Origin of the sequence: Pseudoalteromonas sp. SR43-2, from assembly GCF_014163885.1 — a bacterium.
Classification (GTDB): Bacteria; Pseudomonadota; Gammaproteobacteria; order Enterobacterales; family Alteromonadaceae; genus Pseudoalteromonas; species Pseudoalteromonas distincta.
This window is the reverse complement of sequence record NZ_JACJED010000015.1, coordinates 90,666-108,150: the sequence shown is the minus strand read 5'-3', so window position 1 is coordinate 108,150 and position 17,485 is coordinate 90,666. Positions and strand designations below refer to the sequence as shown.

Genomic DNA, 17,485 nt, shown 5'->3' with positions numbered 1-17,485 from the left:
TTTATAGTTAATTTCCTCTTTATTAATAAAATTAAATAAGCCTAATATTCATATGATGTGCGTCATCTTTTTTATTATTAAATGAAGTAAAATAACGTTGCCTTTTCAATAAACAGAATGCATGCATTTCTAAAACTTAGGGATATTTTAATGAAGGGTACTGATATTCGAGTTACCTCTGGACTGATTTCTATAGCCATTGTTTTACTACTTTGGTTTGCTGTACCGCCTCCGCAAGGTGTTACCGAAAACGCATGGCATTTGCTCGCTTTATTTATTGGTACTGTTGTTGCCATTATTGGTAAAGCAATGCCTATCGGCGCCATTGCTATTTTAGCTATTACTTCTGTTGCGTTAACCGGCGTAACTAATGACAGCCCATCTGGTGCTATTAAAGATGCATTAAGTGGCTTTTCTAATTCATTAATTTGGTTGATTGGTATTGCTATTATTATTTCTCGGGGTTTAGCTAAAACTGGTTTGGGAAATCGTATTGGCTATAATTTTATTTCTCTTTTTGGTAAAAAAACAGTTGGTATTGGCTATGCACTCGCACTTTCTGAACTTGTTATAGCACCTGTAACGCCAAGTAATACCGCGCGAGGCGGCGCTATTATTCACCCAATTATGAAGTCTATAGCAACAAGCTTTGGCTCGTCCCCTGAGGAAGGCACATCTCGTAAAATTGGCCACTACCTTGCTTTAGTGAGTTACCATATAAACCCTATTACATCAGCTATGTTTATTACAGCGACTGCGCCAAACCCGCTAATTGTAAAGCTGATTGCTGATGCTACCGGTGCAAATATCAGTATTACTTGGAGTACGTGGGCGCTGGCAGCGCTTGTTCCTGGTTTGCTATGTATTGCCCTTGTGCCTTTGGTTGTTTATGCCATTTACCCACCTGAAGTTAAAAGTACACCCGACGCTAAAACCTACGCAGAATCTAAATTAACTGAAATGGGCCCAATGAGTTATGGCGAAAAAATAATGGTGGGAGTTTTTGCCATGCTGCTTGTTTTATGGGCTGGCGTACCTGCAATGATTTTAGGGGCTGACTACGCAGTTAACACAACCGCAGTGGCTTTTTTGGGTCTTTCGGTTTTATTAGTGACTGGTGTATTAAGCTGGGACGATGTACTTAAAGAAAAGTCTGCGTGGGATACCGTTGTTTGGTTTTCAGCATTAGTAATGATGGCCACTTTTTTAAATAAACTAGGTTTGGTAACGTGGTTTTCAACACTTGTTGAGAGCAATATTGCGCAACTGGGCTTTGACTGGATTGTATCGGCTATTATATTGGTAGCTGTGTATTTTTATGCTCATTACTTTTTTGCCAGTACCACAGCACATATCACTGCTATGTTTGCCGCATTTTACGCCGCAGGTTTAGCGCTTGGCGCTCCGCCTTTATTTTTAGGTTTACTGCTAGCTGGCGCTTCATCACTCATGATGTCGTTAACGCATTACGCAACAGGCACATCACCCATAGTGTTTGGCTCAGGCTATGTATCATTAAAAGACTGGTGGGTAATGGGCCTTATAATGAGCATTATTAATTTAAGTGTATGGGGAATTATTGGCGGGCTTTGGTGGAAAGCACTTGGGTATTGGTAGTGTTGCCTTTGTTAGTTTGGCTTGCACATTTAATACTGCGCACATATTTTGATTAGTTCTACAAATATAAACATTAAGGCTGTTGCAAGGGAGCACTATGGTTTTTAAATTCATAAAGGCAGCATATTCAGACCGAGACTACTTATTAAGCCTCAGTAAACTAACTATGGTCGAACACTTAGAAAATGCCGGGTTATTTTTAATACCAATTCGCTTAATTAAGTGATCTATTTTGAGGCTGGAAAAACGTGTTGATAGCTAGGCAAAAAATTCGCTATTTAGTTGTTCTAAATGAGCATTTTTTAACGCAGGTAGCGACACGTTTAGCCCCGCAAAATGATTAAGTATTATTGCGGATTGGTATAACAGAGCAACAGCATGTTTTAAGGCTTAATGATCAATATGACTGCTCCCATCTTATAGTTATAAATGAGGTACCAATTGGTACTTTAAAATACCAAACACACGCTCAACACGTTGAAATAATGCAATTACAAATACATCCATTGCACCAAAATAAAGGGTATGGGAAAGCGGTTATTGAACAAGTTATTACAAATGCGCAGTCAAAACCCATTAAACTCACCGTGCTTAAAAACAACCCAGCATTAGGACTTTATAAGCGGCTGGGTTTTACTATAACGGATGAAGATAATTACGAGTACCACATGCAAACGCGAGCTACTCGTAGCTAAAATTAGTCGCTTTGATCTCTGAAGTCTTTTTTTCTGAAAATAGTTAAATGCCAACCCCAATGCAAAGAGCCTAATCTTAAAAAGATAGTCGTGAAAAATGAGCCTAAAATACACCAAATGTAATCTACATTAAGGCTAAATAAAGCAGCATAGACTGCACCACCCGCTAAACACGCAGAGGCGTAAGGTTCGCTGCGCATAACAGTTGGTACTTCACGGCAAATTACGTCGCGTATTAAACCACCAAATATACCTGTAGTGATGCCCATGGTAATTGCGACCACCATACCAGAGCCATTAATGAGTGCTTTTTCTATCCCCATAATATTAAATAACGCCATACCCACAGCGTCTACTAATAAAAAGTAGTAATTATTAACGCGCGGTAAATATCGAATAAATGCAATTGTTGCTATAACGGCCCCATAGGTTGAATATAAATACTCTGGGGTAGCAATCCAAAATACTGGTTTGTTTAAAAGTATATCTCTGAGGGTACCGCCCCCTAGGGCAGTAACGGTTGCAACCACTACGACGCCAAAGCCACTAATGTTTTTTTCATACCCAAGCAATGCCCCTGCAACAGCAAAAAATGCAACACCGAGTAACCCTAGTACCATAAAGTATTCAGCAGTCATGGTAATTCCTTTTTAAAGTTTATTAGGAGTTGTATCAACTTACGTGCCAAAAAACTGAGTAAATATAAATAAACCAACAACTTAAGTGACTGAAATTTATAAGCTTATCTCATTTATTAAAAAACATTAGCTATGTGATACTTATAGAAGGCTTAATAAGAGTAATTATTTTAATTATGGGTAGTTTTTACACGTTAAAGTACAGAGGGATTTTGTTACAGAGTTGCAGTCGAGCACTTTTAAATTTTAAGCAAAAATTAAATGAACAATAAAGCTATTACCAATATTACAAAAATAATAGGCAATATTGCATGTTGCCAGTTTTGTTCTTTATTTTGATTATAGAGTGTTTGCATTGAGCTTTTATCATTATTGGTAAAACTATGCTGGCACTGCATACAGTTTTGGGCTTTTATGCTCACCCAAGTACCACATTTAATACATGCGTAACGCCTCGACAGTTTATCAAACTCGTTTGTTTTCCTAAATATTCTCATTTATCACCTCATTGATTTTCGCCGCGGTAAGAAAACCAGTGAATAATATATGCTCTTTAAATTCATTGTTACTTCTTTACTTTATTCAATAATTTTTACATTTGGAATGTTTTGTAAAAGGTAGGATTTTAAAGATTCAAACGCATCTTTATTGAAAATAAACTCAGTTGTTTTACCATCAACTTGATTATATGGTAGTGCAAATATACCGTGCCTCTTAGTTTTGTCGATGACAACTTTGTTAATATCGTTAATATTAAACACTTGCTTATAAACGTATAATATTTGCCCCTCAACGCGTACAGCCTTTAACGGGCTTTGCTCAACATTGCGCGAACGAATAAACACAAAATATAAAATAACGGGAAATAAAAACAGGTTAAGCGCTTGCAAACTAAAAGGTTTATCTATCAATACAATATATGTTGAGTAACAAATTAAAGAGGCCGCTAGTGCTAAAATTAGCTGTGTGCTGTTTTTCATAATCATCCTTGGTTACTAGTCAAAAAATCGGTAAGGTTTTTTAATTATATTACCAATTTAGTGAAATACGCCATTTTGTAACTTTTGCTAATCAAACTTAAATCCGGGCAAAGTTGCCCTAATTAATACCTTGATTAATCTACATAACTCACTTTTGTTCCCGCTAAATGATCATGTAAACATCGTTTATCTTTTCCAAATATAAATAATGGATTAACAAAACCTGCTATAAACTGACCTACCGAAGGTACAAGTGATAATAGTTGCATACAAAGCATGCGTTTAAAGTAAATTGTAGTAAAGCTTGCTTGTGTACCATCTAAATTTTCAATACGGATAGACATTAAAGATTTACCAATCGTTTGTCCGCGTTGGTACATAAGGTAATCATGAAGCACTAACGTGCTTAATATGCCATAACCTAGCAAACCTGCAGATAAAGTAAGTGTTGGTTGGCTTAAATTATCAAACCCTACGAGTATGAATACAGGTATAAAACAAGCAACACCTAAAACGCCATCAACAATAGCAGCTACTAGCCTATCTGAGCGCGTTGCTTTTTCTCCTGCTACTTTTGATACAATATTTTCAGATGGGCTCTGTGCTTCTCGCATTTTAATTAAGTCGTCTATTTCTTTTGCTCGATCTGGGTAGGCTTCGCGATCTATAGCTCTCGCTGATGAGTAAAGCTCATCTAAAGTGTAGGTAGAAAAATCAATTTCAGAGTCGATGCAAAAAATCCATATAGTGTTATTAAAAAGCAATCTAACACAATTAATTTAAGCTATTCAATTATTTAAGATTATCAAATAAAAAAGCTACTAAAAAGTAGCCTTTAATTATTAATTAAATACCATTCAATTTGCTGTTAAAAATGCCATTTAACTAGCAAGTTTGGATTATGTTCGGTTTGACCATCTACACCAAATTTATTTTTCCAATAAACATACTCAATACCCACATCAAGGCGGCCTGTATCTAAGCCGAGCATAGGGGCAATATTGTATTTAATCTGCGAGGTAAAGTTAAAGCCACCTTCACTTTTACCAAACATTGTGTCGGTGCTATCTACAATATCTAAAAAGCCATCGTATCTAAAGTTACCTTTGTTATAGCCCCACGTAACTGTTATTTGGTTATTATCTTCACGTTGAATACCTATATCATCTTGAAAGCGACGATAATAAGCCACATTAAAATATTGAAAGCCAGGTACATCAAGTGATACACCGCCCCCTAATAAATAGTTATTTTGATCCGTATCTCCCGAGCCATACTCTGTTTGTAGGCCTAAAAACACCTCTTTAACAAAGCTATTTTGTGGCTTGTAAAGAGTAGGGTTTATGTTTAGCTCACCGTACACTTCATCGGGATTACTTAGTCTATCCATAAAGAAGAACGTACTGCCCCATGTATGTCCCGATGCATGCTCTATAGTCACAACACTTCTATCATCTTCAGTACCTGAAAACGGCTCTAGGTAGTCGGCTCCTGTCATTGCGGTAATACTAAAATCAGACCAAAGCTCTTTAGCCGATACACCTGTAGAGCACATTGCAATTGCAGTTACTAATGCTAATTTTTTTATTGTTTTGATTTTCATTGTTAATCCCTTTTATGATTTTTATTAGTTTAGTTAAGATGATCCGTACTTGCTGAGTAATTTTCTGGTAGTACCAACGTCATTATTATTGCGGTGATACCCGACACCGTCACTGCACTACCAAATATGGCAGTAACTAACTTAGGTGCGTTTGCAAACAACTCCGGTACAAAACTAACACCTAGCCCGAGCCCCAAACTCACCGCAATAATAAGTAAACTTCTGCGATTTATTTTTTCGCTGGCGAGTATTTTGACCCCAGCGGCTGCTACGGTGCCAAACATTACAAGCGTTGCACCGCCCAAAACAGGTTTAGGTATATTTTGTAATACAGCGCCAATCACAGGAAACAAGCCAAGAATAATTAAAATACTGCCTATCCACAGGCCAATATATCTGCTGGCAACTCCAGTTAGCTGAATAACGCCGTTGTTTTGACTAAAAGTAGTATTAGGAAAAGTATTAAATAAAGCGGCAATCATCGAGTTAACGCCATCACCTAAAATACCGCCGCGAATACGTGCTAAGTAACTAGGCCCTCTAACAGGTAACTTAGAAACAGCACAATTGGCAGTAATATCGCCTGTCGATTCAATTGCAGTAATAAGGTATAAAAAACCAAAGGCTATAAGCGCACCAAAATCTACACTAAAACCGTACTTAAACGGTATTGGCATGGCGATTAAATCAAACTCGCCGACTTCAAATTTGGCTATTCCTAATATAACGGCCAGTATCCAACCTACTATCATGGCTACAACCACGGCTGTTAGCCTTACCCATTGATTTTTACTTGCATTAAGCAGCACCACTAAAGCAACAACCGAAAAACCAACAATTAGGTTACTTGGTGAGGCAAACTCGTCAGGCTTATTAGTTAATAGCCACTGGCCGCCGCCTATGTCGGTCATACCCACTTTTATAAGGTAGACGCCTATAGTGGTAATAACCACGCCGGTAACAACAGGCTTAATTACTTTGCCGAGTTTTTCTATAAAAAAACTAATAAATATCTCTACAAAGGCCGCTAAAAAACACACAGCAAAAATAGTAGCGAGCACTTCATCGTTATTGCCACCCGTAGCTTTAACAGTAAAGCCTGTGGCCAAAATAGTGCCTAAAAAAGCAAAACTGGTGCCTTGCACACATATAAGTCCAGAACCAACAGGCCCTACTCTGCGCGCTTGTATAAACGTACCAACACCCGATACAAACAACGCCATACTAATTAAATATGGTATTTCAGCTGCTAGGCCAAGCACCCCACCAATAATAAGTGTGGGTGTAATAATGCCTACAAAGCTTGCGAGTACGTGCTGTAGTGCAGCAAAAAATGATTCAGTTAGCCCTGGTTTATCATCTACCGCGTAAATTATGTCTTCTGAAATAGCTTCTTGGTTTGACATGGTCAATATCCTTTTAGCGCTTAAACTTGGGCAAGGTATTAACGCCCTGCCCTATTTTAATTCAAATACGTCTGCGTTTATTTAAGCTGCCCTTCTACGCCTTCAACGTAAAAGTCCATGCCGAGTAAGGTTTTATCATCAATAGTCTGCCCAGCTTTTGTAACCAGCTCACCTTGCTGATTTTTTATAGGGCCAGTAAATGGATGAAATTCACCTTTACCAATTTTCTCTGAAATAGCATTTACTTCACTCACTACATCACTTGGAATGTCTTTACTTAGCGGCGCCAAGCGAGTCATCCCTGAGCCTATCCCTTTCCATATATCTTGCGATTGCCACTTATCGTCAAGGACTTGCTGTACGCGCTCTGCATAAAATTCATCCCAGTGATGAATCGCAGCTGTTAAATGTGCTTTTTTACCGTATCCGCTCATATCTGAGTGGTAGCCAATAGCGTAAATACCAGCGGCTTGCGCTGCTTGAAGTGGTGCAGGCGAATCAGTATGTTGGGTAATAATATCAACGCCTTGATCTATTAGGCTATCGGCAGCTTCGCGCTCTTTACCCGGATCAAACCAGCTATTAACCCACACTACTTTTACTTTTGCATTAGGCTTTACTGAGCGCAAACCAAGCGTAAATGCATTTATACCGCGTATTACCTCCGGAATAGGAAACGCAGCAATATAACCAATGCTGTCGGTTTTACTCATGTGCCCTGCAATAACACCTGTTAAGTAGCGTCCTTCGTAAATGCGATCAAAGTAAGTGCTTACGTTTTTTGCGCGTTTATAGCCTGTGGCATGCTCAAACTTTACATTAGGAAATCGTTTAGCCACTTTAAGTGTTGGGTTCATGTAGCCAAACGACGTGGTAAATATTAAATCGTGCCCGCTTTTAGCCAGTTGCGTAATAACACGCTCTGCATCCGCCCCTTCTGGTACGCTTTCGACAAAAGTGGTTTCTATTTTGTCGCCAAACTTTTCTTCAAGGTAGTGGCGGCTAGAGTCATGTGTATAAGTCCAACCGGCCTCACCTATGGGGCTTACATATACAAAGCCAACTTTTACGCTATCTTTTGCAATAGCAGATGCGCTTATGCCTAAGCTCAATGCAACCCCGAGTGCTGTTATAAGTTTTTTCATTGTTATTCTCCGTGTTATATTTTTAATATCCTGTTGAAGCAGGTGATTTACCTTATTGATTTTGTAATTAATTTAATGACCCTTGTGCCAAGGCTTACCTAGCCACATGGGTTCGTACATTTTTAATTTTTGTTTATTTTTGCTGAGCATAATCAGTACTATAAGCGTTGCACCATAAGGCAACATGGCCAGTAAGTTAGACTCCACAGCCCACCCAAAAGCCTGTGCCACTAAGTGCATAATGCTGGCAAAGCCAAATAAATAAGCGCCAAGTATTACGCGCTCAATACGCCAGCTTGCAAACACCACTAAAGCAAGGGCTATCCAACCTCGCCCTGCCGTCATGTTTTGAGTCCAAAGTGGTGTATAAGCCAACGACAAATATGCGCCCGCAATGCCAGCCAGTGCGCCGCCAAACATTACGGCTAAATAACGTGTACGCATTACAGGTAATCCTAAGTTATTGCCCACACTTGGGTTTTCGCCAATAGCTCGTACTGCAAGCCCTGCTCTGTGATATTTAAAAAACAAATACGCACCAAGCACTAAACCCCAACTTAAATACACAATGGCGTCTTGCGAAAATAGCGCTTTGCCTAAAACCGGAATATGCTCAAACCCTGCAATTGCTAAAGTAGGTAACGCGTTAATGGTTTTTCCCTCATAGTCAGCACCTAAAAATGCAGATAGGCCTGTACCAAAAATAGTCAGCGCTAAACCTGCCGCTACTTGGCTAGCATTTAAATTAAGTGCTACAAAAGCAAAAATAAGTGAGGCCATAACCCCGACCAAAGCTGCTACCGTAAAACCAATAAATAGGTTGTCGCATTGGTACATAGTTATAAACCCTGCCACAGCGCCTAAGAGCATCATGCCTTCTTGCCCTAAATTTAAGGTGCCGCTTTTTTCGCATACCATTTCACCCAGCGCCACCAGCAATAAGGGGGTGCCTGTACGAATAGTGGCGTATAAAATATTAGTAATTACATCTAATTCCATGATTTAAGACTCCTGTGCAATATGTATTGGCTGCGCTTTTTGTTGTTTAAATGGCAGCGAAAATCTAAGGCGATAAGTAATAAGCACATCGCACGAGAGTAAATAAAACAGCATTAACCCCTGAAAAATACCGGTTATAGCGTTAGGTAATCCCATGTTAATTTGCGCAAGTTCACCTCCCATATAAATAAGCCCCATTAGTAAGCCCGCAAACGTAATTCCTACTGGGTGGAGTCGCCCTAAAAAAGCAACAATAATGGCGGCATAGCCATAACCGGGTGATATTTGCGGAACCAGCTGCCCAATAGGCCCAGCTACTTCGCCCGCTCCAGCAAGCCCCGCCAAGCCCCCGCTAATAACTAGCACTCCGGCAATTAATAATGCTCGCTTGTAACCCGCCATTTTGGCCGCGGATGCATCAAGCCCAAGTACTTGTATTTGAAAGCCTATAAAGGTTTTACTAATAAAAACCCATGTGGCGCATAGCGCTAATAACGCAAACGCCAGGCCTAAGTGCAATCGAGTACCGTCGAATAAAACAGGTAATAGCGTGCTATCGCCAAACAATGCACTTTCAGGAAAGTTATAACCGTGAGGATCTTTGAGTGGCCCATGAACAGCCCACAGCAATACATTTACTGCTATGTAGTTGAGCATTATGGTGACTAAAATTTCATTGGTGTTTAAACGCAGCTTCATAAAAGCAGCAAGCCCCGCCCACAACATGCCACCAGCAATACCAGCGAGTAATGTAAGTGGCATTGCAAAAGCACTTGTTGAGTCAACAAAGTTAACGGCTACAGCACTTGCACATACACCACCAATAAGCAGTTGCCCTTCTGCGCCTATATTCCAAACCGATGCTCTATAACAAAGCGCTAAGCCATAGGCGCATAGCAAAATAGGAATGGTCATTACAAGTAGCTCAGTTACACCATACCAATCGGCAACAGGTGCTATAAGCAATGTATACAGGGCATTTAAAGGATCATGCCCTAATAAGGCAAACACCACGTAACCGGTTATTAATGTGAGTAAAATAGCTAAAACAGGAGAGAGATAACTCCAAGCCGGTGAGCGCTCAACACGTGGTTCTAACTTAATCATGCAAGTTCCCCTTGTGGTGTGTGTACTTTAGGCTGGTTATTAAAAACATCGCTAAAGTCGCCAGCCATCCACTGCCCTAACTGCACAAGCGGTACGGTATCGGTATTTAAAATAGGAGACAGTTTGCCATCACAAATTGCGCCAATGCGGTCGCAAATTTTATAAAGTTCGTCTAAATCTTCTGAAATAACGAGTACCGCACACCCTTCGTCGCGAAGCTTTAAAATAGCTTCATGTATCGCCACTTGTGCGCCTATATCTACACCCCAAGTAGGGTGCGACATAACGAGTAGTTTTGGGCTTTGCTCTACCTCGCGACCAATAATAAATTTTTGTAAATTACCACCTGAAAGGCTAGCTGCATGAGTGCGAAAACTTGGTGTTTTAACCTTGTATTTTGTAATGATTTTATTAGCAAGCTCAGTAATTTTTTGTTTTACTAAAAAGCCATTTTTAACTAGTCCACTATCATAACTAGTAAGCAATGCATTTTGTGCTAAATCCATAGTGGGCACGGCTCCTCGCCCAAGCCTATCCTCTGGTACACATGCAAGCCCAAGGCGGCGCCTTTTTAGCGGGCACAGTGCATCAACTACGGTATTTTTAAATTTAATGGCGCTACTACTAGCTTGAATTTGCTCCCCCGAAAGCACTTTTAATAACTCTTCTTGTCCGTTGCCAGCAACCCCCGCAATCCCCACTATTTCGCCTTGCTGTACTGCAAAGTTAATGTTTTTAAGGGGGGTTTCAAATAACGCTTGTGCGGCGGTGGTTAGATTATTAACGGTTAAAAAATCCGCAGTACCCAAAGCTCTGCGAGTTTGGTTACTAATTGGCGTGTTGTCGCCTACCATCAGCCTAGCAATTGACTCACTAGTTTCGTTTTTAGGAATACAATGCCCGCTTACTTTCCCGCCTCTCAAAATGGTCGCACTGTCACATAGCTCAATCACTTCGTGCAGTTTATGGCTAATAAACAGCACAGAGCAGCCTTCTTTTTTAAGTGACTTTAGGGTTTTAAATAATGCATCGACTTCTTGTGGAGTCAGTACTGAAGTGGGTTCGTCTAAAATAAGTAACTGGATATCTAATAATAAGCATCTAACAATTTCTACTCGTTGGCGCTCGCCAGTTGAAAGTGTTGATACCAGTCTATGGGGGTCTAATGGCATACCATAACGTGTTGATGTTTTTGTAATTCGACCCGCAAGCGTGCTGCTATGCCCTGCTAAATCACCTAACGCTAGTTCAATATTTTGGGCGACCGTAAGTGTTTCAAATAACGAAAAGTGCTGAAACACCATTCCAATGCCTAAATCACGGGCATCAGCAGGCTCTTTTATATTCATTATACGGCCGTTGAAAAACATGTCCCCTTGGTCAGGTTTAACCACACCATAAAGCATTTTCATTAATGTGCTTTTACCTGCACCGTTTTCACCTAATAAGGCATGCACTTCACCATGCTTAATTTTTAAGGTTACGTCATTATTGGCTATACATCCGGGATACTGCTTTGTCATTCCCTGCATAGTAAGGCGGTATTTATTATTCATTATTAGGGCCTATTTGTGCTTAATGAGCAATTTAGCATACTCAAAAAATCAACTGACCAACCGGTCAACAATGGCATGGTAACTGCAATATACTTACCAAGATGAAAAAGTATTTTTCTTACCCGTGCGCAAACAACAAGAAAAAACATACGCCAAGCCTTTATGTATCAGGGCTTTATAAAAATTAAGGGGGTCTGTGTGATTCAATTTTTATTAAATAACACGCCAATTGAAGTACAAGAATGTTCGCCAAGTCTCACCATTTTGGACTGGCTACGCACCAAAAAAGGGAAAGTGGGCACCAAAGAAGGGTGTGCAACTGGCGACTGTGGCGCGTGCACAATTTTAGTGGGTGAAGAGCGTATAAATGCAAACGGGCAAACTAGTTGGCAATACAAAACAATGAACAGCTGTTTATTGTTATTAGGTAATGCGCATGCAAAACATATAGTAACGGTAGAGGCTGTGACTACTGGCTTATACCCAAGCTTAACCGATTTACATCCCGTACAACGTGCACTGGTGGAGTGCCATGGTTCGCAATGTGGTTTTTGCACGCCCGGTATAATAATGAGTTTGTTGGCTCTTTATATTAATGAGCCAACGTACCCTGGTAAAAAAGCGGTTATTCATGCACTTGGCGGTAACTTATGCCGTTGTACAGGTTATAGCCCTATATTACTTGCAGCCGAAAAAGCCTATAGCTATGAGCGTAAAGCTGAACCGTACTCAGCAATGGCCGCTCAATTTAAAGCATCACTTAATACGCAATATGATGACGATATTCCATTTTTAAAAAATGGTCCTCGTAAATTTTACTTACCACAAACTGCCCAGCAACTTGTTGAGCTAAAAGCGCTTTATCCTTATGCACATTTAGTTGCTGGTGGCACCGACTTTGCCATTGAGCTTAGCCAAAACATGCTCTTACCAGATGTAATTATCTCCCTTAGCCAAGTAAAGGATCTTTGCACCTTGGCAGATAATAACGGTGAGTTACACATTGGTGCAGCACTACCTTATAGCCAATTTGTTGAAGTATTTTATAACCATTACCCAGAGTCAAAAGAGCTATTTGAACGCTTAGGATCAAGCCAAGTACGTAACAGCGGCACGCTTGGTGGCAGCATAGGGAATGCCTCTCCTATTGGCGATCCCGCTCCCCTTTTAATCGCTCTTAATGCATCAATGGATTTATTAAGCAGCGCTGGTACGCGCACTATTAAAGTTGCCGACTACTTTATTGATTACAAAAAAACGGTTCTTAAAAGCGATGAAGTAATTAGTAAGTTCACCATTCCAAAGCGCCCAGAGTCGCTAAAACTGGCATGTCATAAAATATCAAAACGCTTTGAAGACGATATATCTACCGTTTGTTTGGTGCTTGCTATAGAGCATTCACAAAACATGATTACTCAAGCCCGCTGCGCTATGGGCGGTATGGCTGCTATTCCTAAGCGCGCACATCATATTGAGCAAAAGCTGATATCTCAATCATTACAAGTAAGTAGTTTTATAGACGCAGCAACGGCTATTAACGATGACTTTACGCCCATGAGCGATGTAAGAAGCAGTGCGCATTATCGCATTACGGTAAGCAAAAACTTATTACAACGCATTGGTATTGAGTTTTGTGAGCCGCAAGCACGCAACAATAACAACATTGCCATTACGAGGATCTCACATGCGTCACTTTGAAATGGATAAACTAAAAGCCCAAGGTGGTAGCGTTGGGCAATCTAAATATCACGAAAGCGCTATTAAACAAGTTTGTGGCAGTGCAAATTTTGCCGACGATAACCCTGAGCCTTACGGATGCCTGCATGCCTACCCAGTGCTCGCCCCTGTTACTAGCGGCTTTATTAAATCAATTGATACAAGTCTCGCACTGGCTGTTAAAGGTGTTAAACGTATTTTATCTGCCGAAGATGTACCGGGTAAATTAGATATTGGCCCAGTATTTCCTGGTGACGTACTGCTGACCAGCCATGAAATTCAATACCACGGGCAACCTGTATTAATTGTCGTTGCCGACACATATGAAATAGCGCGCCGCGCGGCACGTTTAGTGGTTATAGAGTGCGAGCAAACTACTCCAATACTTGATATTAAAGAAGCCATTAGCAAAGAGCATTGGGTAAGGCCGCCGCATTCACTTAACCGTGGTAACAGCGAAAACGCCATTAATAACGCAGCCCACCAGCTTAAAGGCGAAATAAGCATAGGCGGGCAAGAGCACTTTTATTTAGAAGGCCAAATAGCGCTGGCGCAACCTGATAACGACGGGGGCATTCATGTTCAGTGTTCTACGCAACACCCTACTGAGGTGCAGCACTTAGTTGCTAAAATTTTAAAAAAGCCATTTAGCTTTGTAAACGTAGAAACCCGCCGTATGGGCGGTGCTTTTGGCGGCAAAGAAACCCAAGGCGCACCATGGGCATGCCTTGCAGCCCTTGCGGTTTACCACCTTGGCTGCGCAGTAAAAATGCGCCTAGCCCGTAGCGACGATTTTAAATTAACCGGTAAGCGCCACCCGTTTTATAATCACTATCATGTTGGTTTTGACGAAAATGGTTTAATAGAAGGTGCCGACATTACCGTAAACGGATTTTGTGGCTACTCCCCAGATTTATCAGATGCAATTGTAGACCGCGCCATGTTTCATGTCGATAACGCCTACTACTACCCAGCCGCCACAATTAAGGGTAATCGCTGTAAAGTAAATACCGTAAGCCATACCGCATTTAGAGGATTTGGTGGCCCGCAAGGCATGATTATGGGCGAGCTAATAATGGACGATATAGCCGCCAAATTAGGTAAAGATCCGCTTGAGATCCGAAAACTCAATTTATACAAAAAAGGCCGCGATACCACGCCGTACCATCAAACCGTAGAGCAACATATTTTAAAAGATATGATTGCTCAGCTTGAGGAGTCGGGTGACTACTGGGCGCGTAAAGAGGCTATTAAAGCATTTAACGTATCGTCACCTATTATCAAAAAAGGCCTTGCGATGACGCCGGTTAAATACGGTATATCGTTTACCGTACAGCACTTAAACCAAGCCGGTGCACTCGTACATGTTTATAGCGATGGCTCTATACATTTAAACCACGGCGGCACCGAAATGGGCCAAGGGCTGAACACCAAAATTGCGCAAATTGTAGCCCATGGCTTTGGGGTCGATTTTAACGCGGTAAGTATTAGCGCTACGCGTACTGACAAAGTGCCAAACACCTCGCCAACAGCGGCTTCAAGCGGTACCGACTTAAACGGTATGGCGGCGCTAAATGCAGTAAACACAATAAAAGAGCGCTTAATAAACTTTATTACCGAGCACTTTGAAGTAGACAGCAACACTGTTGTATTTAAAGATAACCTCATTACTTTTAGTAAAGGGGAAATTAGCTTTAGCGAACTTGCAAATCTTGCTTACATGAATCGTATATCGCTTTCATCTACCGGTTATTACGCCACACCAAAAATTCATTACGACAGAGCCAAAGGCGAAGGCCGTCCGTTTTTTTACTACGCTCACGGCGTGGCACTGAGTGAAGTAGAAGTAGATACCCTAACTGGCGAAAACACGGTAACTCGCGTTGATATACTGCACGATGTAGGCAGTTCAATTAATCCAGCACTTGATATAGGGCAGATTGAAGGCGCTTTTGTGCAAGGCATGGGCTGGCTAACAACCGAAGACTTACAATGGAATGATAAAGGCCAGCTTGCAAGCTTTGGCCCAGCCAACTACAAAATACCAGCCATTGGCGATACCCCTGCCGAATTTAACGTCAATCTTTATAACTCAGAAAATCCAGAAACCACCGTGTTTAGATCAAAAGCCGTAGGCGAGCCGCCATTTATGCTGGCCTTTAGTGTATGGAGCGCCATTCGTAATGCAATAAGCAGTGTGGCTGATTACAAATACACAGCCCCACTGGATACACCCGCAACCCCAGAGCGAGTATTGAGTGCAATTGAGCAAACCGCTAGCTGGTTTAAGGAGAATCAACATGACTAATTTAAATGAGTCGTTTCAGGGTTTTCATACGCAAAATTGGGCGCAGGCTATAAACGAGCACGAACAAAGCGGCACTAACTATGTAATTGCCACGGTACTTGGCACCAATGGCTCAACCCCACGCGGCACAGGCTCTAAAATGGTAATAAGCGGCGAGCATATTTACGACACCCTTGGCGGTGGCCATCTTGAGTACGTAGTAATAGAAAAAGCCCGCGAACTACTTTCCAAAGGCGAAGCCGCCCAAGTAATAGAGCAATTTAACCTAGGTGCAAATTTAGGCCAGTGCTGCGGCGGAGCTGCCACCGTTATGCTTGAATGCATGCAATGCGAGCGCTTTACCTTAGACATTTATGGCGCAGGCCACGTAGCACAGGCGCTTATTGGTATATTGGCACAACTACCTATGCGCATACGCTGGATAGATAGCCGCGCCGATGTATTCCCACAGGCTATTCCAAATAACGTAGTAAAAGTGGTTGATGAAGAACCAACAGAGCAAGTAAAACGTGCGCCTAAAGCTAATAATTACTTAATATTAACCCATAACCACCAGCTCGACTTTGCACTCACCCAAGCCATTATTAAACGCGCCGATGCCAATTGGCTTGGTGTAATTGGCTCTGACACTAAAGCCAAACGCTTTAAGCAACGCCTAGCACATCGCGATTTTACAGCCGATCAAATACAGCAAATGACCTGCCCTGTTGGGCTTAATAACATTACGGGCAAATTACCAATGGAAGTGGCTATTTCGATTAGTGGACAGCTAATTGGCCTTTATCAGGCTATGCAAACCCAAGAGCCAAAACGCCAAGGCTTGCAATGGCGCACACTAAAAAATGCCTTAATTAGCACCACGCAGGAGGAAGTAGGCGCATGAGTAGCTTACAAATAAATACGCTAAATGATGCACAAGCAAAACAAGCACTTGAGCATTGCTGCGCGGCCCCTAACTGGGTAGCGGGCATGATAAAAGCAATGCCATTTAAAAGTGCACAGCAGCTGTTTGAATGCGCACAAAACACATGGGATAACCTTGGCGAAAGCGACTATTTAGCTGCCTTTGAAGGCCACCCGCAAATAGGCGACTTATCAACCCTTAGCAAAAAATACGCTGCTACCGCACAAAAAGCGGGGCATGAGCAATCGGGTATGAGCAAAGCAAACGAAGCCGTACTTACCAAAATGATTGCCCTCAATAAAGAGTACCTGAACAAGTTTGGTTTTATTTTTATTGTGTGCGCCACCGGTAAAACGGCCGAACAAATGCTCGAACTCATAGAGCAGCGCATACACAACACCCGCAGTACAGAGCTAAATATAGCCGCGGGCGAACAAGCCAAAATAACAAAAATAAGATTGGAGTCACTGCTATGAGCAAAAGCCCTATAACTACCCATATACTTGATACAAGCACCGGAAAACCAGCAGCAAATGTTGCTGTTAAGCTATTTAAACTTACAAATAACGAATGGGTACAACTAACCCAAGGCAAAACCGATTCCGATGGGCGAATTACCGATTGGCTAAATACAGAAGTAGAATTTGCAACCTATAAGCTAGTATTTGATTTAGATAGTTATTACCAAAACCAACCTACCCCTGCGTTTTACCCAGAGGCGCAAATAACGTTTAGATTACAAGATACTAAACATCACCATATTCCGTTGTTGCTTAGCCCGTTTGGCTACTCTACATACAGAGGTAGCTAA

16 protein-coding genes are annotated in these 17,485 nt (G+C 41.3%); 7 read left to right on the top strand and 9 right to left on the bottom strand.

The genetic code is table 11. The features are described 5' to 3' along the window. Positions 1 to 150: 150 nt before the first annotated feature. Both H5120_RS13555 and H5120_RS13550 read left to right on the top strand, forming a co-directional pair. Complete coding sequence (locus H5120_RS13555) at positions 151 to 1,617, top strand: DASS family sodium-coupled anion symporter (protein WP_182675006.1); 1,467 nt, start codon at positions 151 to 153, stop codon at positions 1,615 to 1,617. Between the two features lie 350 nt (positions 1,618 to 1,967). Then, positions 1,968 to 2,312, top strand: a complete 345-nt coding sequence (locus H5120_RS13550; RefSeq protein WP_182675004.1) for an N-acetyltransferase — start codon at positions 1,968 to 1,970, stop codon at positions 2,310 to 2,312. 2 nt (positions 2,313 to 2,314) lie between these two features. Here H5120_RS13550 and H5120_RS13545 read toward each other — a convergent pair whose 3' ends face one another. The 9 genes from H5120_RS13545 to H5120_RS13505 form a co-directional block, all read right to left on the bottom strand. After that, positions 2,315 to 2,950 carry a trimeric intracellular cation channel family protein gene (locus H5120_RS13545; RefSeq protein WP_004334621.1) on the bottom strand — a complete coding sequence of 212 codons (636 nt, stop codon included), beginning with the start codon at positions 2,948 to 2,950 and terminating at the stop codon, positions 2,315 to 2,317. A 578-nt stretch (positions 2,951 to 3,528) separates the two neighbouring features. Beyond that, positions 3,529 to 3,930, bottom strand: coding sequence for a hypothetical protein (locus H5120_RS13540; RefSeq protein ID WP_182675002.1), 402 nt, complete (start codon positions 3,928 to 3,930; stop codon positions 3,529 to 3,531). Between the two features lie 134 nt (positions 3,931 to 4,064). Continuing rightward, entirely contained in the window at positions 4,065 to 4,661 is a 597-nt protein-coding gene (locus H5120_RS13535) for an RDD family protein (RefSeq protein WP_182675033.1), read from the bottom strand. A 137-nt stretch (positions 4,662 to 4,798) separates the two neighbouring features. After that, positions 4,799 to 5,533: a DUF5020 family protein gene (locus H5120_RS13530; protein ID WP_182675000.1), complete on the bottom strand. Its 735-nt coding sequence runs from the start codon at positions 5,531 to 5,533 to the stop codon at positions 4,799 to 4,801. A 29-nt stretch (positions 5,534 to 5,562) separates the two neighbouring features. After that, the gene (locus tag H5120_RS13525) at positions 5,563 to 6,939 is read right to left on the bottom strand and encodes a uracil-xanthine permease family protein (RefSeq protein WP_182674998.1); all 1,377 of its coding nucleotides are present in this window, start codon (positions 6,937 to 6,939) and stop codon (positions 5,563 to 5,565) included. A gap of 77 nt (positions 6,940 to 7,016) precedes the next feature. Beyond that, complete coding sequence (locus tag H5120_RS13520) at positions 7,017 to 8,084, bottom strand: BMP family ABC transporter substrate-binding protein (protein WP_182674996.1); 1,068 nt, start codon at positions 8,082 to 8,084, stop codon at positions 7,017 to 7,019. Positions 8,085 to 8,156: 72 nt separating this feature from the next. Continuing rightward, positions 8,157 to 9,083 carry an ABC transporter permease gene (locus tag H5120_RS13515; RefSeq protein ID WP_182671964.1) on the bottom strand — a complete coding sequence of 309 codons (927 nt, stop codon included), beginning with the start codon at positions 9,081 to 9,083 and terminating at the stop codon, positions 8,157 to 8,159. A gap of 3 nt (positions 9,084 to 9,086) precedes the next feature. Further along, on the bottom strand, positions 9,087 to 10,190 hold the full coding sequence (locus H5120_RS13510; RefSeq protein WP_024591977.1) for an ABC transporter permease: 1,104 nt from the start codon (positions 10,188 to 10,190) through the stop codon (positions 9,087 to 9,089). Beyond that, positions 10,187 to 11,746: an ABC transporter ATP-binding protein gene (locus H5120_RS13505; protein WP_182674994.1), complete on the bottom strand. Its 1,560-nt coding sequence runs from the start codon at positions 11,744 to 11,746 to the stop codon at positions 10,187 to 10,189. The genes H5120_RS13510 and H5120_RS13505 overlap by 4 nt, the downstream gene beginning before the upstream one ends. A gap of 198 nt (positions 11,747 to 11,944) precedes the next feature. On the opposite strand from H5120_RS13505, the gene xdhA reads away from it, so the two are divergent. Genes xdhA through uraH form a run of 5 tightly spaced genes read left to right on the top strand, consistent with a single transcriptional unit; the run spans position 11,945 to position 17,485 of the window. After that, on the top strand, positions 11,945 to 13,444 hold the full coding sequence (gene xdhA, locus H5120_RS13500; protein WP_182674992.1) for a xanthine dehydrogenase small subunit: 1,500 nt from the start codon (positions 11,945 to 11,947) through the stop codon (positions 13,442 to 13,444). Then, entirely contained in the window at positions 13,431 to 15,770 is a 2,340-nt protein-coding gene (gene xdhB, locus H5120_RS13495; RefSeq protein ID WP_182674990.1) for a xanthine dehydrogenase molybdopterin binding subunit, read from the top strand. The genes xdhA and xdhB overlap by 14 nt, the downstream gene beginning before the upstream one ends. Then, the gene (gene xdhC, locus H5120_RS13490; RefSeq protein ID WP_182674988.1) at positions 15,763 to 16,653 is read left to right on the top strand and encodes a xanthine dehydrogenase accessory protein XdhC; all 891 of its coding nucleotides are present in this window, start codon (positions 15,763 to 15,765) and stop codon (positions 16,651 to 16,653) included. The genes xdhB and xdhC overlap by 8 nt, the downstream gene beginning before the upstream one ends. After that, positions 16,650 to 17,150: a 2-oxo-4-hydroxy-4-carboxy-5-ureidoimidazoline decarboxylase gene (uraD, locus tag H5120_RS13485; protein ID WP_182674986.1), complete on the top strand. Its 501-nt coding sequence runs from the start codon at positions 16,650 to 16,652 to the stop codon at positions 17,148 to 17,150. The genes xdhC and uraD overlap by 4 nt, the downstream gene beginning before the upstream one ends. Beyond that, positions 17,147 to 17,485, top strand: coding sequence for a hydroxyisourate hydrolase (uraH, locus tag H5120_RS13480; protein WP_024595278.1), 339 nt, complete (start codon positions 17,147 to 17,149; stop codon positions 17,483 to 17,485). Before uraD ends, uraH begins: the two co-directional genes overlap by 4 nt.